This window comes from Pseudomonas cichorii (genome assembly GCF_003700275.1).
GTDB lineage: Bacteria > Pseudomonadota > Gammaproteobacteria > Pseudomonadales > Pseudomonadaceae > Aquipseudomonas > Aquipseudomonas cichorii_B.
The window spans coordinates 121,287-141,471 of the sequence record NZ_RBRE01000064.1 but is presented as its reverse complement, the minus strand read 5'-3'; the positions used below and the strand labels follow the sequence as shown (position 1 = coordinate 141,471).

General features: G+C 58.0%; 20 protein-coding genes. 16 read left to right on the top strand and 4 right to left on the bottom strand.

Annotated features, from left to right (window positions below):
• Positions 1–82 precede the first annotated feature (82 nt).
• Together ALQ04_RS18210 and ALQ04_RS18205 are read left to right on the top strand one after the other, a co-directional pair.
• Positions 83–472 (top strand): prepilin-type N-terminal cleavage/methylation domain-containing protein, encoded by a 390-nt coding sequence (locus tag ALQ04_RS18210; RefSeq protein WP_122317136.1) that lies wholly within the window; start codon positions 83–85, stop codon positions 470–472.
• Positions 473–531: 59 nt separating this feature from the next.
• Complete coding sequence (locus ALQ04_RS18205) at positions 532–1,947, top strand: O-antigen ligase (RefSeq protein WP_259645044.1); 1,416 nt, start codon at positions 532–534, stop codon at positions 1,945–1,947.
• Between the two features lie 89 nt (positions 1,948–2,036).
• Here the strand turns inward: ALQ04_RS18205 and ALQ04_RS18200 are convergent, their stop codons facing one another.
• Positions 2,037–2,585 (bottom strand): DUF1523 family protein, encoded by a 549-nt coding sequence (locus tag ALQ04_RS18200; protein ID WP_122317134.1) that lies wholly within the window; start codon positions 2,583–2,585, stop codon positions 2,037–2,039.
• A 122-nt stretch (positions 2,586–2,707) separates the two neighbouring features.
• Between ALQ04_RS18200 and ALQ04_RS18195 the strand changes: the two genes are divergently transcribed.
• The 13 genes from ALQ04_RS18195 (at position 2,708) to ALQ04_RS18135 (ending at position 14,217) form a co-directional block, all read left to right on the top strand.
• Positions 2,708–3,706 carry an ATP-grasp domain-containing protein gene (locus tag ALQ04_RS18195; RefSeq protein WP_122317133.1) on the top strand — a complete coding sequence of 333 codons (999 nt, stop codon included), beginning with the start codon at positions 2,708–2,710 and terminating at the stop codon, positions 3,704–3,706.
• A gap of 52 nt (positions 3,707–3,758) precedes the next feature.
• On the top strand, positions 3,759–4,895 hold the full coding sequence (locus tag ALQ04_RS18190; protein WP_122317132.1) for a trypsin-like peptidase domain-containing protein: 1,137 nt from the start codon (positions 3,759–3,761) through the stop codon (positions 4,893–4,895).
• A 66-nt stretch (positions 4,896–4,961) separates the two neighbouring features.
• Positions 4,962–6,095, top strand: a complete 1,134-nt coding sequence (locus ALQ04_RS18185) for a phosphoribosyltransferase domain-containing protein (RefSeq protein ID WP_122317131.1) — start codon at positions 4,962–4,964, stop codon at positions 6,093–6,095.
• Positions 6,088–6,846 carry a trehalose phosphatase gene (locus ALQ04_RS18180; RefSeq protein WP_122317130.1) on the top strand — a complete coding sequence of 253 codons (759 nt, stop codon included), beginning with the start codon at positions 6,088–6,090 and terminating at the stop codon, positions 6,844–6,846. Before ALQ04_RS18185 ends, ALQ04_RS18180 begins: the two co-directional genes overlap by 8 nt.
• On the top strand, positions 6,839–7,933 hold the full coding sequence (locus tag ALQ04_RS18175) for a cysteine protease StiP family protein (RefSeq protein WP_122317129.1): 1,095 nt from the start codon (positions 6,839–6,841) through the stop codon (positions 7,931–7,933). Before ALQ04_RS18180 ends, ALQ04_RS18175 begins: the two co-directional genes overlap by 8 nt.
• Positions 7,933–8,883 (top strand): HpcH/HpaI aldolase/citrate lyase family protein, encoded by a 951-nt coding sequence (locus ALQ04_RS18170; protein ID WP_122317128.1) that lies wholly within the window; start codon positions 7,933–7,935, stop codon positions 8,881–8,883. Before ALQ04_RS18175 ends, ALQ04_RS18170 begins: the two co-directional genes overlap by 1 nt.
• On the top strand, positions 8,884–9,588 hold the full coding sequence (locus ALQ04_RS18165) for an HAD-IB family hydrolase (RefSeq protein WP_183142215.1): 705 nt from the start codon (positions 8,884–8,886) through the stop codon (positions 9,586–9,588).
• Between the two features lie 47 nt (positions 9,589–9,635).
• Positions 9,636–10,229 (top strand): TerD family protein, encoded by a 594-nt coding sequence (locus ALQ04_RS18160; RefSeq protein ID WP_122317127.1) that lies wholly within the window; start codon positions 9,636–9,638, stop codon positions 10,227–10,229.
• Positions 10,226–11,434, top strand: a complete 1,209-nt coding sequence (locus ALQ04_RS18155) for a TerD family protein (protein WP_122317126.1) — start codon at positions 10,226–10,228, stop codon at positions 11,432–11,434. The genes ALQ04_RS18160 and ALQ04_RS18155 overlap by 4 nt, the downstream gene beginning before the upstream one ends.
• Before the next feature lie 52 nt (positions 11,435–11,486).
• Positions 11,487–11,936 (top strand): tellurite resistance TerB family protein, encoded by a 450-nt coding sequence (locus ALQ04_RS18150; RefSeq protein WP_122317125.1) that lies wholly within the window; start codon positions 11,487–11,489, stop codon positions 11,934–11,936.
• A 26-nt stretch (positions 11,937–11,962) separates the two neighbouring features.
• The gene (locus ALQ04_RS18145) at positions 11,963–12,997 is read left to right on the top strand and encodes a TerC/Alx family metal homeostasis membrane protein (protein WP_122317124.1); all 1,035 of its coding nucleotides are present in this window, start codon (positions 11,963–11,965) and stop codon (positions 12,995–12,997) included.
• Positions 12,998–13,024: 27 nt separating this feature from the next.
• Positions 13,025–13,600, top strand: coding sequence for a TerD family protein (locus ALQ04_RS18140; RefSeq protein ID WP_122317123.1), 576 nt, complete (start codon positions 13,025–13,027; stop codon positions 13,598–13,600).
• 38 nt (positions 13,601–13,638) lie between these two features.
• The gene (locus ALQ04_RS18135; protein WP_122317122.1) at positions 13,639–14,217 is read left to right on the top strand and encodes a TerD family protein; all 579 of its coding nucleotides are present in this window, start codon (positions 13,639–13,641) and stop codon (positions 14,215–14,217) included.
• An 83-nt stretch (positions 14,218–14,300) separates the two neighbouring features.
• Here the strand turns inward: ALQ04_RS18135 and ALQ04_RS18130 are convergent, their stop codons facing one another.
• The 3 genes from ALQ04_RS18130 to nadC are packed head-to-tail and all read right to left on the bottom strand — an operon-like array spanning position 14,301 to position 17,532.
• A complete protein-coding gene (locus tag ALQ04_RS18130; protein WP_122317121.1) occupies positions 14,301–15,533 on the bottom strand; it encodes a VWA domain-containing protein in 1,233 nt (410 codons plus the stop codon).
• A 45-nt stretch (positions 15,534–15,578) separates the two neighbouring features.
• Complete coding sequence (locus ALQ04_RS18125; protein ID WP_183142214.1) at positions 15,579–16,649, bottom strand: TIGR00266 family protein; 1,071 nt, start codon at positions 16,647–16,649, stop codon at positions 15,579–15,581.
• Positions 16,650–16,683: 34 nt separating this feature from the next.
• Positions 16,684–17,532 (bottom strand): carboxylating nicotinate-nucleotide diphosphorylase, encoded by an 849-nt coding sequence (gene nadC, locus ALQ04_RS18120; protein ID WP_122317120.1) that lies wholly within the window; start codon positions 17,530–17,532, stop codon positions 16,684–16,686.
• 346 nt (positions 17,533–17,878) lie between these two features.
• On the opposite strand from nadC, the gene ALQ04_RS18115 reads away from it, so the two are divergent.
• Positions 17,879–20,134: a DUF1631 domain-containing protein gene (locus tag ALQ04_RS18115; RefSeq protein ID WP_122317119.1), complete on the top strand. Its 2,256-nt coding sequence runs from the start codon at positions 17,879–17,881 to the stop codon at positions 20,132–20,134.
• Positions 20,135–20,185 lie beyond the last annotated feature (51 nt).

Sequence of the window (20,185 nt, the reverse complement as noted above, 5' to 3'; positions counted from 1 at the left end):
ATAACGCGCTTTTTGTTTTTGGCATGGCCTGTGCTTTTGTTTCTGCAAGGCACCACCTCATTGACGCCTTGGAGATGTATCCATGCAAACACAAAAAGGTTTTACGTTGATCGAGCTGATGATCGTGGTTGCGATCATCGGTATTCTGGCTGCGGTAGCCATTCCGTCTTATCAAAATTATACCTTGCGAGCGCAGGCCTCCGCTGCGCTCGCAAGCCTTGACTCCGCTAAACTGGCGGTAGCGGAGAACTGGTCTAATGGGGTTGCAGCTGCTGATGTTTGCGGTACTGGTACCAGTGCGATTACTGGATGTAGCGCTGGAGGCTTGTTGACAGCTACTCGTACAGGCCCAGCAGTTACAGTTCGTCTTCAAGCAGGGTTTCCGGCGGTTACAGCTGTAGGGGGCGTTGTTACTTGGACATGCACCGTAACACCAGCAAACGCTGCTCCTAGCGGCTGCCAAGGTTCGTAATAGCTTGAAAGAAAGGCGCCTCGGCGCCTTTTTTGATGTGGGAGGTTTGGAGTCTCCACGTGTTATCTACAGCAAAAAACCATGCTTTTTTCTTCTTCTGTAGCGCCATTCTGTTTATATGCGCTGGCACTTTTGAGCTTTCCGGCCACGATTTTCAGAGATTGGCGCAGTTTGTTATTGGTGTTCTGTCTGTATTGACCTTGTATTGGTATTCAGTCAAAGGTTTGAATACCAGTGTCTTTAAGCTTGGCATCAAGGCTGCTTTTCTATGCATCCTCATGGGCGGTATCCTTTCCAGCCTTGCAGCTCATCAACCTCTCTGGGCTTTCACCGAACTTTCGGTATTACTGCTGTGTAGCGCCATTGCCAGCGCATTCGCCCAACAAAGACTAATCCACGGTGTTCAGCTTGACCGGCTGTTTATTGGCTTTGTGGTCTTTATCTGCACTATCAAAACACTTCAGTTTCTTTCAGCCACGGTTGCCGCGTTCCTGACGTCTACTTCTACACTGGACACCGACCTGTTACTGGAAGGCTTTTCCAACAAGCGATTCTACGGTCAGTTCCAGACTTTCACATTGCCTCTCCTTGCGTTGCCACTGCTATTGGTTCCAGCGCGACGTTCTATCAAGGCAGCCATATTTATCCTGTTAAGCCTCTGGTGGATGATTGCCATCACTGGCGGTACGCGAGGCACATGGCTGGGAATGGCTGCCGCGGTAATTGTGGCGTTCTGTCTTGGGCGTGCCGGGCGAAACTGGGCTGGCTGGCAACTGGCTGCTGCTTCTGCGGGGTTGTTGTTGTTTCTTCTGCTGTTCAGTCTTTTGCCCGCCTGGTTGGGTATTGAAATCAGCAACTTTGCCGGGGAGCGCCTGAATACTTCGCTGTCTGCCCGTGAGCGCTTATGGCAACAGGCATGGACCATGATCCAGGAACGTCCGCTGCTGGGCTTTGGACCGATGCATTTTGCCGATATCTGGAATCCGGTAGGCGCTCATCCTCATCAGGCGATTCTGCAGTGGGCAAGCGAGTGGGGAGTGCCTTCCACATTGTGTGTGGCCGGGATGGCTGGTTATGGACTTGTGGTAACAGGCCTTTTGTTGCGCAAGAAGGCTCATTCGCAGGAGCCTGTCGATTTGATGCGGCTTTGCTTGTTCGCCAGTCTGGTCGGCGCTCTGACTCAGGCCATGGTCGATGGCGTGATCGTGATGCCGTACTCGCAATTATGGTTGGCAATCATTGTTGGCTGGTTACTGGCCTTGCACGAAAGGCAAATCCCGGCAGTATCCAGCAACTGTGTGCTTGATCGAATGTGGTTGGCTTGTCTGCTTCTGGCGGCGGGATTGATTCTGTATACGATCCTCCGTGATTTTCCTCATCTGGAAGATCTTCGGCAGCAATCTGGACAGAGTTTTGGTGGCCCTTTTCTGCCTCGCTTCTGGTTGCAGGGAATCATCGCCCACCCACCCGAGTAGTAGCCAATCCATTCGCGAAATCCCCGGAAAACATCATCCCAGTCTTCGCCAATGAATTGGCTCCTACATCGGCAGCTCAAGCCTTCAACTCAAGACCTGACAATCCCGTCCACTCGCGGTTGCTTGCGGAACCGGCGCTTGACCACAATCACCACGACCAGCACCAACAGCGTCAGCACGCCAAAGAAGATCGCGTTGAAGATCGGGAACGGTTCGTCGCGGGTGATGGTGGGCTGGATTTCGGTGATGTTAGGGAACATCGACAGGAGCTGGATGCGCCAGCCGTAGTAACGGATCATCGCCAGTTGCTGCGAGTCGCGTGAATAGCCCTGGGCCTTGGCCTGGGTGTCTGCCGAGTCGAACTTGAAGTACCACGGGAAGCTCCAGCCGGTATCCTCGTTGCGGTAGACCACGACTTTCTTGGTGTCCGGGTCTTCGGTGTTGATGAAATAGACATCGCGGGTCGGGCCGTCGGCCACGTTGTCGGCGTTGATCACGCCGTCGGCGTCCATTCTTTTGACTTCCACACCGGTGACCATCACGACATCATGGCGCGGCAGGACGTAGTAGAGGCTGAGTGCGCCGATCCCGAATGCAACGAAAACCACCAGCCAAATCGACCGTTTAAGCCACTTCATGTCATTGTTCCCCCTGGTAAAATGGCGTGACTTTGCCTTAATCCGAACATTTTGAAGCAAAACAGTTATTACAAAATTCGACAAAGCTGCTTAGAAAGCTGCTTTGTTTTCTGGAGAGTCACATGATCTGGTTCCTTGAAGGGCAGTCCAGCCAGCGCGAAGTCATCATGGGCGCGCGTGACGCCTTGCCTGCATCAGTGCGGATAATAGCCTCCCATCGCCAGGATCGTGGCGAAATTACCGGGCAGGCCGACGTTGCGCTGCAAGAGCCTCGCAACAACGAAGAACGTATTGGCTGGGTCATCGAAACCGCCAGGCAACTGGGCGTAAAGGTCATTGTCGCCGGGCGTGTCGGCAGTTTTTATGAAGCGCATCGTGAGCAATTCGTGGCTGAAGGTTTTGATCTGGTCACCGGCGGCATCAGCCTGCAGACCTTTCTCGACGTAGACGACAAGAGCCGTTTTACCGCTGCCGCCGAGCAGGCCGGGCTGGCGTGTATCCCGGGGATCACCGCGCACAATACCGAAGAGTTGCTGGCCGCTTACGAAACGCTGTCCAGAACCGGCGAAGTCTGCATCAAGCCGACGGTCGGCATTTTTGGCCATGGTTTCTGGCGCTTCAAGGCTGGCGTCGATGATTTTCGTTGCTTTGCCAACCCCGATGCCCGCGAAACCAGCTTCGAGGCCTATATCAACGCCTATCGCCAGTCGGATGACAGGCCTCCCATGCTGCTGATGCCGTACATGCCCGGCAGCGAATGTTCGGTGGACATGGTCTGTGAGCAGGGCAAGGCCGTGGCGTTCGTCGGTCGGCGCAAGCAGGGAATGAACCAGACCTTCGAGCGCGACAGCGAGGCCGTCCGGCTGGCGGTGCAGGCTGCCGAGCATTTTGGCTGCGACGGCTTGATCAACGTCCAGACCCGCGACGATGCCAGCGGCAAACCGCATTTGCTGGAAATCAACCCGCGTTATTCAGGCGGTATTGGTTACACGCGCGAAACCGGAATCAATCTGCCAGGAATTTTCGCAACTCGTCGCCTTGGATTGAAAGAACCGGAAACACATTGGCTTGATAATATCCGCGTCAAGGCGATTACCGTAGCTGTACTGGCCACGCTTTGATCGCGATAATAGTTTTTTGCTATTACCTTGCTCTTATCAGGGAGGATTGGGCATGAAAGTGCTGGCACCGGGCGCAAACACAGCGATTGCGAATCCACATTGCACCTGGCTGCTGGAAAGCGGCAAGGCTTCGGTATTCGGTGAGTACGTGGCGGTAGCGTTGCTGCCGGTTGACGAAAAACGTCAGCCCAAGGGCGACCCTGCGTTGCTGCACCGTGAGCAGAGCTGGATGGAGTGGAGCGACGGCCCGGAGCGGGTCGGGTGTTCGCTCAAGCTGGATCGGCTGCCCGCCGGCAGTGATCGCGTTCTGGTGATGGCCTACGTCTATTCCGCCACCGGGCCGATTCGCGAGATATCCAGTCTGCGGCTGGTGATCGACAAGGAAATCGAAGTCCAGGCGGATCTGCGGGACAACGGTGAAGCTTCGATCATCATCGGCGAGTTTTACCAGCGCAACGAGCAATGGAAGTTTCGTGCGCTGCATGAAGGTTCTGCCTACGGACTGGCAGCGTTTGGACGCAAGATCGGCCTGGACGTCGATGATGGTCATCCCCGGCGCAGTTCCATCAACTCTCCGGGCAATCATCACCAATCGGCTACGGGCACCGCTTTTGTGGTCGGGCCTTCGCACGTGATGACCTGCGCTCATGTCATTGAAGACATGAGCGTGCTGTATATCAGTTCCCTCGAAGGGCGCTTCAGGGTCGAGCCGGTAGTAGTCGATCGGCGCAACGACATTGCCTTGCTGCGGGTTCAGGGTGCGTCGCCACTCAAGCCGGTTACCTTTCGTGAAGGCCAGGGAGCCGAGCCGGGTGATACGGTGGTGGTACTGGGTTATCCACTGGCGTCGATTTCCGGTGGTAGCCTGCAGGTGACGCAAGGCGGGTTATCCGGCCTGTTCGGCTTGCACAGCGATGCGAGCCTGTTTCAGTTCACCGCGCCGATTCAGCCGGGCTCCAGTGGCAGCCCGTTGTTCGACAACGGCGGGGCGGTTATCGGGATGGTGACCTCAAGTGTGCCGGATGCACAAAACATGAACTTTGCGGTGAAGTCCGCATTGCTTCTGTCTTTTCTGGAGGCCTGCCGCGTGACGGCATCCCATGCCCGTCCAGACAGAACCTACAGCACCACTGAAATTACACGCTCTGCCCAGTCATCGCTCTGGCTTCTTGAAGCCTCGCGCTCGTGACCCCGCTTCCCTCTGGGAGACGGGCAGACGCCAGGGGCATTGGCCCCGTTAACCAGGAATATACCGATGGACAGCAGTTCAGCTCTTTCCACTCCAACAAGGCTTCGCGCTGATCTGCTTCGTGGTCGTCTCGATGTAACGGTCAATGCTTCCAGCATCGCCCCGGACTCTCTGTTCGGCTTTGCCGAGCGGCGTAATCCCAAGCGTGCCTTCCTGTTTGTTTCCCGTGTATTGGGGCGGCATATTCCTGTGCGCCCGAGCCTAATGCTCAAGAGCTTTGAGGACCTGGCGCACAAGATTCCGGCCGATCTGCCCGGCCCGGTGCTGGTCATCGGCATGGCCGAAACGGCGGTGGGGCTTGGGGCCGGAGTGCATCGCACCTATAGCGAGTCGCGTCCGGATGCGCTGTATCTGGTCAGCACGCGTCACCCGACCGGCACCGAACTGTTTGCCCGTTTTGAAGAAGAACACAGTCACGCCAGTGCCCACCTGATTCATCTGCCGACCGATCCGGCGCTGCGCGAAATGATGCTCAATGCCCGCTCTCTGGTGCTGGTGGATGACGAAGCTTCCACCGGCAAGACCTTCATCAACCTTTACCGGGCGCTGGTCGAGGCCGGGCTGAGCAAGGTCGAGCGTATGGTGACCTGCGTCCTCACCGACTGGTCGGCCGGCGCGGTCAGCACCACAATGGGCTCCGTGGCCGAGCAGGTTTCCCTGTTGCAGGGTTCCTATTCCTTTGCCGAGGATCTGGCGGCGCCTTTGCCGGACATGCCGGAAGTCGGGACTGTCGCCATGGGTGACTGGCCATTGGTTACGGCCAATGACTGGGGCCGTCTTGGTGTGTGCTCGGTAGCCGATACCCTGGCGCCGGAGATTCAGGTTGCCAGCGGCGAGCGAGTGCTGGTCGTCGGCACCAGCGAGTTCGTCTGGCGTCCGTTCCTGTTGGCCGAGCGTCTGGAAAAGGCCGGTGCGGATGTGCATTTCAGCTCCACCAGCCGCTCACCCATCGCCCTTGGGCATGCCATCGATCATGCCTTGTCGTTCTCCGACAACTACGGGCTGGGGATTCCCAATTTTCTCTACAACGTACGGCCTGGTCAGTTCGATCGCGTGCTGATCTGCACCGAAACCCCTCAGCAGGCGGTGCCTGTGGAGCTGGTCGAAGCGCTGAATGCCGAGGTCATCTGTGATGAGTAACGATCGCCCGCTGATATTCGTGGACCTGGACGACACCCTGTTCCAGACCGCCCGCAAGACAGCGCCCGGCATTGAAAAGCATGTGGCCACCGTCGACCTTACAGGCAATGCCAATGGCTACATGACCAATGTGCAGAAGTCCTTCGTGAACTGGTTGCTGGCCCACTCCGATGTGGTGCCAGTCACGGCGCGCAGCGTCGAGGCCTACAGCCGGGTCAAGCTGCCCTTTGGCGCGGGCGCGATCTGTTCCCATGGCGGGGTCATGCTCGATGCGGCAGGTCGCCTGGACAACGACTGGAATGTGCAGATGAAACAGACCCTGGCCGCTTATCAGGGACGCCTGCATGAACTGAGCGCTACAACTCTGGCCATCGGTCAGGAAATGGGCGTTTCGTTGCGTGGCTGGGTAGTGGAGGAGGCAAAACTTTTCCATTATGTGGTTACCAAGCACAACGAAAGCGACGACAGCATTCTGACCCGCGTGCTGGCAGAAGTGCAGGCGCGTGGCCTGCTCGACGACATGCACGTGCATGGCAACGGCAACAACCTGGCGTTCCTGCCCAACGGTCTGGCCAAGCGTTATGCCGTTCAGGAGTGGCTGCGGCGTGATCGGGCGGTCAATGGCGAGCGTCCGGTACTGGGCTTTGGTGACAGCATCACCGACCTCGGCTTCATGGACGAATGCCACTGGTGGGCAACGCCTGCACGCAGTCAACTGGCCAGAATGTTCGCTGGTGCTGCGCATGAGTAATCCCGTTCACGGGCTCGACACGGTGGGTAGCGGTAGCTATCTGGCGGATGACGTGCATTTTCTGTTGCGCGGCATCGAGATGGACATCACCGACGTCGAGGAAAAGGAACGCCTGATCCAGACGAAGCAAAAGCATTATTCGGAAATGATCAGTCAGGAGTCCGCGCCCAGCGAGGCTCATCACGGCCTGTTCGAGCGCGCACTGCTACAGAACGGTCTGCGCATGGCGACCGATGTACAGGCGCTGGCGCTTGCCCTCGATCAGGCCTGCAAGGGTGCTGAAATCGTTCTGGTATCGTTCGTGCGCGCCGGTCTGCCGCTGGGCGTCCTGCTGCGCCGGGCCTTGATCGAACTGGGCCGTGAAGCGCATCACTATGGCATCAGCATCATTCGTGACCGCGGGATCGACTCGGTCGCACTGGAGGCCATCATCCAGGCTCACGGCGCGCAGAACATTGTTTTCGTGGATGGCTGGACCGGCAAGGGCGCGATTTCCGGGGAAATCAAACGCAGTCTGGCAGGCGATGCTCGCTTCCCGGAAGAGCCGCGCCTGGTGGTGCTGGCCGACCCGTGCGGCAGTGCGTGGCTGGCGGCATCCGCCGAAGACTGGGTGATTCCGTCGGGTATTCTGGGCGCTACCGTGTCGGGGCTGGTGTCGCGTTCCATCTGGCCGGCCGATGGCGGGCTGCACGGTTGTGTGGTTTACGATCACCTGCTGAGGCATGACGTGACGCGCCTGTTCATCGAGCGCATCGAAAGTTTGCGCCAGGGCCTGCAAGCCGTTGTTCCGGCTACGCCCTGGACGCCCCGGCAGCGTATCGAACTCAAGGCTGCCGCCTTGCAAGTTGTCGATAATCTGGCCGAGCGCTTCGGGGTCAACAACCTCAATCGCGTCAAGCCCGGGATTGCCGAGGCAACCCGTGCCGTCATGCGCCGGGTGCCCGATCATGTGCTGGTCCGCAATACCGCTGACAGCGATGTGCAATTGCTCATGCACCTGACCGAGAAAGCGGGCATCCCTGTCGAAGAGGCCGGAAATGCCCTGGGGCCCTATCGGGCGGTCACCATTATTCGGAGCCTCAGCTAATGGCCATACCTTCGCCTTACGCCTTGGGGGCAACGCTGTATATGCCCGCCACCCGCGACGACATCCTTGATGTGGTATTCGGAGAAAAGATCCCCGAACTGCGCTCGCTGGTTGTCTGCCTGGAAGACGCGGTGGCGCTCATCGACGTCGACACCGCGCTGCTCAATCTGCGCAGCGTGCTGATGCGCATTCAGGATCGTGGTGGGCGGCCAGACAATGGCCCGTTACTGTTCGTGCGTCCACGGGATGCGGACATGGCCAGGATTCTCAATGACTGGCCGCTGATGGCCCACGTTGACGGGTTCGTTGTTCCCAAGCTGTCGCTGCAAAGTCTGACAAGCTGGGAAGATGCCGTTACCAATCCAGAGCTGGCCCTGATGCCTACACTGGAAACTCCCGAAGTGTTCAACCCGACGGCCATGGTCGAACTGGGGCAGGCACTCAAGGCCAATCTGGGAGAGCGAATCATTGCCCTGCGCATTGGCGGCAACGACCTGATGGGCTGCCTTGGCTTGCGTCGTAATCCGGCCATGACGCTGTATGGCACGCCGATGGGATATGTCATTCCGATGCTGGCCGGGGTCATGGGTTCGCAGGGGTTTGCCCTGACCGCGCCGGTCTTCGAGCAACTGGCGACTCCCGATATTCTGGAGCAGGAACTGGCACTGGATATTTCCAATGGATTGGTGGGCAAGACGGCAATTCACCCCTCACAGATCAATATCATTCAGAATGCGCTGCGCGTGAGTCTGGAAGACATGAATTGCGCAAGGATGATTTTGAACTCTGTGGCCCCGGCGGTGTTCAAGTACAACGACGCGATGTGTGAACCGGCCACTCATTACAAATGGGCAACTCGCATCATGGAGCGCGCCAAATGGCACGGGGTCCTGCCGACTCCTGCTTCGATCGTGGATGCCAGCATTCGACTCGCTGAGGCAGTTAGTTAGATGATAGAGCCTGATCTTGAAGTGGAAGTGGAGCAGCGCCTGTTGGCGGTGTTCGATTTTGACGGGACATTGACCCGCCATGACAGTTTTGTCCCCTTTCTCAAATTCGCGTTTGGTCAGCGCGTGTTCTCCATCCGCATGGCCCGGCTGGTGTTGCCGAGCCTGGGTTATCTGGCGCGGCGGGTAACCAGGGACGAGCTCAAGGGCCGTCTGATCAAGGCTTTTCTGAGCGGTGTGGAAGTGCAATGGCTGCAACAGAAGGCCGAAGCCTTCTGCGAGCTGTACTGGGCACGCCTGATGCGCCCGGCAGCGCTGGAGTCCGTGGCTGCCGAAATCGAGAAGGGCGCCATTGTCACGCTTTGTTCAGCTTCGCCTGCTATGGTCCTGCAACCTTTCGCAGATCGTCTTAAAGTCGAGCTGATCGGCACCAATCTGGAAGTGATCGACGGCAAACTCACCGGTCTGATCGAAGGCAGCAATTGTCGCTGCGACTCCAAGGTGATGCGCCTGGAAGGTGTTTACGGGCCACTTACACAGTTTCGGGTACGGGCCTGGGGGGACACCCGCGGTGACCACGAATTGCTCGCTGCTGCACAGGATGCGCACTGGCGCCTGTTCCATCCGGCGTGGCGTCGGGGCCGTTATAAAGGCCCCGTTAACGCCAAGTTACATAATCGAGATGGCATTGAAGAGCCATCGCGGTGAGGCTGTAACACTTTTATCCGAATTCCGTATCGTACATGGAGCGAAAAATGGCAATCACCTTGGCAAAAAACCAGACGATCTCGCTTGAGAAAACCGCTGGTACCGGCCTTAAGAAAGTCAGCATGGGCCTGGGATGGGACCCTGAAAAAGCCAGCGGTTTCTTCGGCAAGCTGCTGGGTGGCGGCGGCGGAGATATCGACCTGGACGCCTCCTGCATCATGCTGGACGCCGACAAGAAGCCTCTCGACCTGGTCTGGTTCCGTCAGTTGCAATCACGTGACGGTGCGATCATGCACTCCGGCGACAACCGTACCGGTGAAGGTGCGGGCGATGATGAAACCATCAGCGTCGATCTGGAAAAACTGCCAGCCGCAGTGAAATACCTGGTGTTCACCGTTAACTCGTTCACCGGTCAGAACTTTGAAAAAGTCGCCAATGCCTACTGCCGCATCGTCGATCTGGGCTCGCGCAACGAACTGGGCCGCTTCGACCTGTCCGAAAAAGGCCAGCACACTGGCGTGGTGATGTCCTATCTGGTGCGTACTTCCAGCGGCTGGGATTTCACTGCAGTAGGTCAGGCCACCAATGGCCGCACTGCCGATGATCTGGTCGACCTGGCCATTGGAGCGGTACGCGCATGACCCAACTTGTCCCAGGCGCCAATGCGCCAGTAGCTGCTGGCCCGTTGACGGTCGACGTCAGCTATTCCCCTCTAGCGGGCGCGGACATTGATGTCTCCGCGTTCCTGCTGACCAGCTCAGGCAAGGTCCGCGGCGATCAGGACATGTGTTTCTACGGCCAGAAAAGCGTCAATGGCGGAGCGGTACAGCTGACCGAAACGTCGGAAGGCCGCGCTGTATTCAGTCTTGATCCGAGCCGTCTGGATGCTGCCATCGAGAAGGTCGCGCTTACCGCGACCATCTATGAGAACAAGGCCAGTTTCGACAGCGTGTCGCGTCTGGCCCTCACCATCACCGGCGGGATCGAAGCGACCATTTCCACCAGCGGCATGAAGGAAACCGCACTGATTCTGGGTGAGTTCTACCTGCGTCAGGGTGCCTGGAAATTCCGCTGCGTGGCCCAGGGCTTTGCCGGTGGCCTTGAGCCGCTGGCCGGTAACTTCGGGGTTGAAGTTGCGGCGCAAGACGCCCAGCCTCCAGCTCCAGCTCCAGCTCCAGCTCCAGCTCCAGCTCCGGCGCCAGCTCCAGTGCCGGCGCCAGCGGCCAAATCCACGGTCAGTCTGAGCAAGATCACGCTGGACAAGACCCGCGCTTCCGTCAGCCTGGAAAAAACCAGTGCCGGCTTCGGCGAGATCAGGGTCAACCTGAACTGGAACCGCCGCAGCGAGAACAAGGGTGGTGGTTTCTTCTCGATGAAGAAGAGCAATGCGATCGACCTTGATGTAGGCTGCCTGTTCGAGTTGCAGGATGGTTACAAAGGCGCAGTCCAGGCCCTGGGCAATTCGTTTGGATCGCTCAACACCGAGCCTTTCATCAAGTTGATGGGCGATGATCGTACAGGTTCCATCAGCGATGGTGAGTGGCTGCATATCAACGGTGCGCACTGGACCAAGATTCGTCGCATCCTGGTGTACGCATTCATTTATGAAGGCGCGCCGAACTGGAAGGAAACCGACGGCGTGGTCACCATTCACGCTCCGGGCCAGCCACCGATCGAGGTACGCCTCAACGAGGAAGGTGGACGCCAGGGCATGTGTGCGATCGCTCTGCTGGAAAACGACAACGGCGCCGTCAAGGTGACCCGTTGCGTGGACTTCCACAATGGTCACAGCAACATGGACAAGGCCTATGGCTGGGGCATGCGCTGGGCGGCTGGTTCCAAGTAAACAACACGATTGATTTTTCTGAGGTGGCCAGGCTGCCTCATAGGGGATTGAAATGCTGGACTGGTTGAAAACAAACGCAACAGCGGCTCGTGACAAGCTTGCTTCCGAAGTCTCGAAGTTCAAGAATCGCGAGTTCATGGACGCCGTGGTTTCAGGTTGTGCTCTGGTATCCGCAGCCGATGGCGATATCAGCTCCAGTGAAAAGCAGAAAATGGCCGGCTTCATCCAGAACTCTCAGGAACTGAAAGTTTTTGACATGAAGGATGTCATCCAGGCATTTCAGGATGCCTGCTCCAAGTTCGACTTCGATGTCGAGATCGGTCGTGCCGAAGCGCTGAAAACCATCGGCAAGATCAAGAAAAAAGAAGATGCTGCACGCCTGTTGGTGCGCGTCTGCTGTGCCATCGGCGGTGCAGATGGCAGCTTCGACGAGAAGGAACGGGCAGTATGCCGCTCTATCTGTAACGAGCTTGGCCTGAACCCGTCCGATTTTGACCTGTAAATTTACCCCTTGAGGAACGCAGTTAAATGGAAAGCACCGCTCTAGGCTTCCCTCCACTCACGATGGCCGTCTTCGTTGGCCTGGCCATCTCGGCCCTGGCCGTCGACATGTTTTCTCACCGGGGAAACAAGCCGATCACCTTGACCCAGGCATCCGCCTGGTCGATTTTCTGGGTTGCCATTTCGCTGGCATTCGCCGGTTTTCTGTACGTTCAGCACGGCTCGGAAGTCGCCACTCTGTTCGTTACCGGTTATGCACTGGAAAAAGTCCTGAGCGTCGATAACCTCTTCGTGTTCATGGCCTTGTTCGCCTGGTTCAAGATCCCTGATGGCCTGCGGCATCGCGTTCTGTACTGGGGCATCATCGGCGCCATCGTATTCCGCGGCATTTTCGTTGCCATCGGTACTGGTCTTCTGGCTCTTGGGCCGTGGGTCGAAGTGGTGTTCGCGGTGATCGTTGCCTGGACTGCCATCATGATGCTCAGGGCTGGCGATAACGACGACGAAGAAATCGACTACTCCCAGCACATGGCTTATCGCTTCGCCAAGAAACTGTTCCCGGTGTGGCCAAAACTGCACGGCAACAATTTCTTCGTAAGACGTGAAGTCCTGGAAGAGGAAATCAAGAAGCCCGAGAACAGCGGCATCACTCTGGCTGCCAAGGGCGCGATCTTTGCGACCCCACTGTTCCTGTGTCTGGTCGTGGCTGAAATCTCCGACGTACTGTTCGCGTTCGACTCCGTTCCGGCAATCATCGCCGTGAGCCGCGAGCCGCTGATCGTATTCTCGGCCATGCTGTTCGCGATCCTGGGCCTGCGTACCCTGTACTTCGTACTTGAAGCCCTGAAGCGTTACCTGGTTCACCTGGAGAAAGCAGTCATCGCATTGCTGTTCTTCATCGCGATCAAGCTGGGTCTGAACGCTACCGACCACTTGTTCCATCATGGATACAGCATCAGCGCCAACACCAGCTTGATGGTGGTGATGGTGGTATTGGTAATCGGTATTGTCGCTAGCCTGCTCTTCCCGGGAAAAGACGAGTCGGCTGAAGAAAAAGCGTAAACACTGGAAAAAGGAGATAAACGAATCATGGCTTTGACTCTGCAAAAAGGTGGCAACCTTTCGCTGTCCAAAACCGACCCGACCTTGACCAATGTATTGATCGGCCTGGGCTGGGACCCGCGTGCTACTGACGGCCAGGAATTTGACCTGGACGCCAGTGCATTCCTGCTGGGTGCCAACGGTAAAGTCCGTAGCGAAGCTGACTTCATTTTCTACAACCAGCTCAAGAGCGCCGATGGCTCCGTGGAGCATGCCGGTGACAACCGTACCGGCGCTGGTGATGGTGACGATGAAGTCGTGAAGGTCGACCTGACCCGCGTGCCTGCCGATGTCGACAAGATCGTATTCGTCGTGACCATTCATGACGCCGACAGCCGCAAGCAGAACTTCGGTCAGGTGGGTGGTTCTTTCATCCGCGTGGTGAATGAGAAGTCCAGCGCCGAAATCGTTCGCTACGATCTGGCCGAAGACGCTTCCACCGAAACCGCGATGATCTTTGCCGAGCTGTATCGCAACAACGGTGAGTGGAAATTCCGCGCCGTAGGCCAGGGTTATGCCGGTGGCTTGAAGGCTGTAGCTAACGCTCACGGTATGAATTTCTGATTCATACCTCACCACTTCTTTAGAAAAGGATTACGCACATGGCTGTAAGTCTGAGTAAAGGCGGTAACGTTTCCCTGTCCAAAGAGGCCCCTGGCCTGAGCGAAATCACCGTAGGCCTGGGTTGGGACCCGCGCGTTACTGACGGCACCGAATTCGACCTGGACGCTTCGGTTTTCATCGTTGGTGAGAACGGCAAGGTTCTGGACGACAGCGGTTTCATTTTCTACAACAACAAGAAGTCGGCCGATGGTTCGGTCGAGCACCTGGGCGACAACCGCTCCGGCGCTGGCGACGGCGACGACGAAGCGGTACTGGTCAAGCTGCCAGGCCTGAATGCTGCGGTCAAAAAGCTGGTGTTCGGCGTGACCATCCACTCGGCTGAAGAGCGCAAGCAAAGCTTCGGTCAGGTTGCCAACGCTTACATCCGCGTTCTGAACAAGGCGGATGGCAAGGAAATCGCTCGTTACGACCTGTCGGAAGATGCGTCGACTGAAACCGCGATGATCTTCGGCGAGCTGTATCGTCATGGCGACGAGTTCAAGTTCAAGGCCATTGGCCAAGGCTTCGTCGGCGGCTTGAAGCCACTGGCTGAAGCACACGGCGTATCGATCGGCTAAACCCGGTCAGCGCTTGAAGAAAACCCCCGCCAGCGATGGCGGGGGTTTTTTATTGGGTCACGGATGTCGCTTTCATACAGAACCTACAGGATTCCTGCGTTCCTGGCGGCCTTGAGCCAGTCGGGAAACTCTTCCATCAGCAAGTCGTAGAGTTTCTCTTCCGGGACTTCATCCAGTCGGTCGAGGGCGAAGAAATTGCAGTTATCCACAACCCGTCCGGTCATGTCGTCGAGCTTTTCCAGAATCCCGTAGCCGCGTCCACCGAGGCCAACGAACTGCCAGAAGATGGGCAGCCTTGCCGCCTCTATCATCAGTTTGGTGATTTCCCTGTCCTGATGAACGCCGCCATCGCTGATAAACAGGATGTAGATCGGCGTCCGGTCTCCGGATTTCTTGTAGTAATCGATGACCATGCGCATGGCCTTGGGCTCGTCATTGACCCGTGCGCCGAGCTCCCAGTTCTTCCAGCCGCCCTGGTCGGTCTGGATGAAGTCCTGGAAGTTGCTCAGCGACACCGACGACAACTGACAAGGCCGGGCACCGAAGGCCCAGCAATCCAGTGCGCCGTCATCGTCGAAATGCACCGCCAGCGGAATCAGCCGGTTGACCACTTCCTGCACATGGCCACGGCTGTATTGCGCGTTCATCGAGCCCGAGGCATCCAGCACCAGCCCGACACGCGCCTTGGTGTCGGTCAGTCTGGCCTTTTCCAGGCTGACCTGGGCCTTTTTCGCCAGGCTGACCAACTGTGGCGCGGCATCGGCAATTTTCTTTTCCAGCGAAACCCTGGCGGGTGCTGGCGGCGCGGCCTCGGCGACTTCACCACCGAAATGCACCACCAGTGCGTCCAGGCCGGCGTTGTAGCCCTGCAGGTTCGATGCAATGCGCCATTCACCGTTCTTGCGATAGATATCGGCGACCATGATGGCTTTCTCGGCGGCAAAAGTGGCGCCGGAGAATTCGCCGCGAGCGACTTCGTTCCCTGCATCCTTGATACTGAAATGGCTGGCCTGAATGTCACTCATCGCGCCTGCGCCATCGATGGAGGCCGTGAACACCAGTCGGTCGATAGCGGCGGGCAGGCCGGCAAGGGCAATCTGAAAGTCGCCGCCATTGGTCTGCCGGACACTGTTGCACGGGCTGGCGGGCTGGTTGAAGAAGATCATGTAGCGATCGTCCGACAGCTTGCCGAGCGCGTCGACTCCAAAGCAGACGTAGTCGATTACATGCGCGGACTTGATATCGATGCTCAGGGTGAGATCGGAGCCTTTGATCAGGCTGGAAAGCGGGATTCGTTGGCCTTGAGTGATCTGCATGTCTCTTCCTTGTGTATTTCAGGGCCGGCTTGCGGCCCGTATCGTTCAGCGCTCGCTTCTTGCCACACCTGCTGGGCTTGCAGCCAGCATGCGTCCAGCCAGGCGCGAGAAAGGCAGGCTTTGCAGCCATACCGTGCCGGGGCCTGTCAGCTTGGCGAAGAACACACCTTCACCGCCGAACAGCATGGACTTGATACCGCCGACCATACGAATGTCGTAATCGACGCTTTGGGTCATGGCCGCCAGACAGCCAGTATCCACATCCAGAGATTCGCCCGCCGTCAGCTCGATCTTGCGCACCGTGCCGCCCATGTGCACGAACACCCAGCCATCGCCTTCGAGCTTTTGCAGCACGAAGCCTTCGCCGCCAAACAGGCCGGTGAGGATTTTCTTCTGGAACTGGACGCCGATGGATACGCCCTTGGCGCCGGCCAGGAAGCTGTCTTTCTGACAGATCAGGCGGCCACCGAAGTCGCGCAGGTGCAACGGCAGGATGGTGCCGGGGTAGGGCGCGGCGAAGGCGACGCGGCCCTTGCCGGAACCTTGTTGCGAGAACACGGTGGTGAACAGGCTTTCGCCGGTGATCAGGCGCTTGCCGGCGCCGAACAGCGAACCCAGCAACCCTGAAGACTGGCTGCTGCCGTCGCCAAAGATGGTTTCCATCTGTACGTCGCAGGTCTTGTACATCATCGAACCTGCCTCGGCCACGGCACTTTCGCCACGGTCCAGTTCCAGCTCGACGAATTGCGTTTCGCTGCCGTATAGCTTGAAGTCCACGCCATCGGTGGCTTGTCCGGAGCCAAAGCCGCTTGAGATGCCTGGATCGGGAGTGAACGAAGGTCGTCGACTGCTCGGAGCTGGAACTGGAACTGGAACTGCGTGCGCGGGCAGGGCTGAGGGGCGCGGCTGGATCATCTCGGGCGACGGGTCGGGGAACGGAGTGATGCCGTCCTTTTTCATCGCCCGCACTTCATGCACCTGATAGATCGGCTGCCAGTCCGGCATGCCTTGCTTCCAGCACCATGCGCCCGGTGCCTCACGGGCAATGAGCCGCGCCGCAGCTGCATCCAGCGGGCCGAGCTGTTTGCCCGCATTCACGACAAACCATTGTTCCAAGATGGCGACTCCTCTCTTTCGAGTTGTGGACAGGTCAGAGGCTCAGGCGCATGGACAGGTCCACCGCCTTCACATCCTTGGTCATTGCGCCAATCGAGATGTAGTCCACGCCGGTTTCGGCAATGATCCGCAAGGTGTCGTCATTGATGCCACCGCTGGCTTCAAGCCTGGCGCGGCCTGCTGTCAGGTGAACGGCCTGGCGCATGTCATCCAGGCTCAGTTCGTCGAGCATGATGATGTCGGCACCGGCGTCCAGGGCTTGCTTGAGTTCAGCCAGGCTTTCAACTTCGACCTCCACCGGCTTGCCGGGGGCGATCTTGTGCGCGGCGGCAACCGCCTGGGCAATGCCGCCACAGGCCGCGATGTGGTTTTCCTTGATCAGGAATGCATCGTATAGACCGATGCGGTGGTTATGGCAGCCGCCACAAGTCACCGCATATTTTTGCGCCATACGCAGGCCGGGCAGGGTCTTGCGGGTATCGAGCAGCTTGACCTGAGTGTCGCTGACGATATCGGCATAGTGTTGCGCCCGCGTGGCGACGCCTGACAGCAACTGCAGGAAATTGAGTGCGCTACGTTCGCCGGTCAGCAGCGAGCGAGCCGGGCCTTCCAGGTGGAACAGCGCCTGATTGGGGTTGACCCGGTCACCATCGGCGACTTGCCAGTGCACGGCGACGCGCGGATCAAGCTGGCGAAAAACCGTATCGACCCAGGCCGAGCCTGCGATCACTGCGGCATCGCGGGAAATGATCGTGGCCTTGGCCAGCCGCTCTGTAGGGATCAACTGGGCGGTGATATCGCCACTGCCGACATCTTCAAGCAATGCGCGCCGCACATTGGCTTCGATTTCGGCTGTCAGGTCGGCGAGTCGTAAATTCGGCATAGCGGGCTCCACTAACAAAGTCGCACGAGTATAAGGCACGTCACCCCTCTAACCCACCTGTGCCGTGGGTCAGCCGCGCAAAGTGTGCTGTTGGTCGGTTTTCCAAATTCCTTTGCGATATATGACGATTAGCGTTGTCTATCGCTGCATATCCCCGCTTGTGTATTACGCCCGTTACAGGACGCAATACTTTGCTGGCGTTCGATACAAGTTTTGAAAGATAATCCGACTTGTATTTGACGTCATAGCTTTGACGTAGCGCAAAAGCCAAGGGGATCGCTTCACAGGCGAGGGTTGCAAGCCGCGTTTGTGATGGGATTTAAGCCGTTTCCTGTCAGGGGGTTTGATGCAAAACGACGAAAACGTTGTGCCGTTGAGCAAGGGAATCCCTGCGCAAGGTACAAGCACGCCTTTGGCTCGGCTGCCCGTCGTGTTGTTGCAGGTACGTGACAAGGCTGCCCAGCAGCTCAAGGATGCCTTGCAGGCATTGTTCGACAACGCTGACGACACCCTCTTCGAGATGGCCGACCGCGCCATCAGCAATACCGAACAGAACATCTTTTTCGAGGCCATGCGCGATTTGCGCCTCAAGCGCAAAAGCATCGAGCGTGCCTTTCTCGACAAGTTCTACGAATCCTTCCTGGCGCTGGGCCAATACCAGATTACCGAGCCCGTGCTGCCGTCGGTGGTGGCTTTCGACAAGCTGTCACTGGTGCACAACGACGAGCTGGAGAAAACCGTGGCCGTCGACTCGATGGTTGCCAAGGTCATGAGTCGCGATGGCGTTGCCCTGAGCCAGCTCACCGCACGCCTGAACGAAATGATCCCGCAGTCCATCACGGTCGATACCAATCCCATGGGACCGGCCATGCTGTGCAATTTCTTCCTTCAGGCCAAACGCAGCCTCGGGGTCGAGATCAAGGTCAAGTTGATCATTCTCAAGCTGTTCGAGAAATACATCCTGGCCAATACCGATCACCTGTATGGCGAGGCCAACCAGTTGCTGATCGCGACCGGTATCCTGCCCGAAATGAAGGCTTTGCCGGCCCGTCGCTCATCCGACCGGCCTGCGCCCAGAAAACGCGCCAGCGAGTTGTCCGATCCGGCTTTGGCGCAGGCTGCCGACAAGCTCGACAAAGGCGTGCTCGAAGTATTTTCGGCGTTGCAGGAGTTGCTGCTGCACGTGCGCGGTAATCTGACTCCGCGCCACGGTCCCAGCTCTGAAGTCCGGCCCATCTCCAGCAAGGACCTGCTGCGCCTGCTCTCGCACTTGCAGCAATACGTGCCGACGTCGGATACCCCGGAAGATTTCGACCTGCGCAATCAGTTGGAACAACTGTTGACCCGGGTCAGCGTCAAGAGCGGCAAGTCTCGCAGCGTCGGGGCTGGCGATGAGGATGTGATCAACCTGATCGCCATGCTCTTTGAGTTCATTCTCGATGACCGCAATCTGCCGCATTCGCTGCGGGCGTTGATCGGACGACTGCAGATTCCGATGCTCAAGGTTGCCGTGATCGACAAGAGCTTCTTCAGCCGTGGCAGTCATCCTGCCCGCCGTTTGCTGAACGAGATCGCCACGGCCGCACTGGGCTGGGGCGGACGTGACGATTATCAGCGCGACTCGCTGTACATGCGTGTCGATCAGATCGTGCAGCGCCTGCTCAATGACTTTGTCGATGATCCGGCGATTTTCTCCGAGCTGCTGGCGGACTTCCTGGCCTTCACTAGCGACGAGCGTCGGCGCAGTGAGCTGCTTGAGCAGCGCACTCGCGATGCCGAAGAGGGGCGCACCCGCGCAGAGCTGGCGCGTCAGCAGGTGCAGCATGAGTTGAACGAACGCTTGCTGGGCAAGACCTTGCCGGAAGCAGTCGTTCGGTTGTTGCAACAGGCCTGGAGCAAGGTGCTGTTGCTGACCTGCCTCAAGCATGGCGAAGGTTCCAGCGAATGGCTGGCGGGCCTGCAGGCCATGGACGATCTGATCTGGAGTGTCGAGCTGCATGAAGACACCGAAGCCCGGCAGAAACTGCTCGAACTGGTGCCAGGGCTGCTCAAGTCGCTGCGCGAAGGATTGACCAGCGCAGCCTTTGACCCGTTCGCCACCAGCGAGTTTTTCAGTCAGCTTGAAGTGCTGCACGTTCAGGCTTTCCAGCACTTCTCGCGGTTGCAGGATGTGCAGGGCGAAGAGCTTCAGGGCGCCGCGACAGAAGCCGAAAGCGATGCGGCGGAAGGCCCGGCGATGATGGTCGTGATGGAAGAAATCGTCCTCACCGCGCCGGACGAGCCTTTGGCTCACGAAACCGTCCTGCAACTGCCCAATGACGATGCCGGTTTGCAGATGGTCGACAAGCTGCGCGTGGGCGGCTGGGTCGAGATTCAGGAAGACGAAGAAAACAAGCTGCGCTGCAAGCTTACGGCGATTGTCCAGCCCGCCGGTCGCTACGTGTTCGTCAATCGCACCGGCATGAAAGTGCTGGAAAAGACCCGTATGGGACTGGCGATCGAGCTGCGTCGCGGCACCATTCGCATACTCGACGACGCCCTGTTGTTCGACCGTGCCCTGGAGTCGGTGATCAGCAGCCTGCGTAAGCTCAAAGGCAACTGACGGTCTGGTAGCCAATTCATTCGCGAACAAAGCTTTCGCGAATGAATTCGC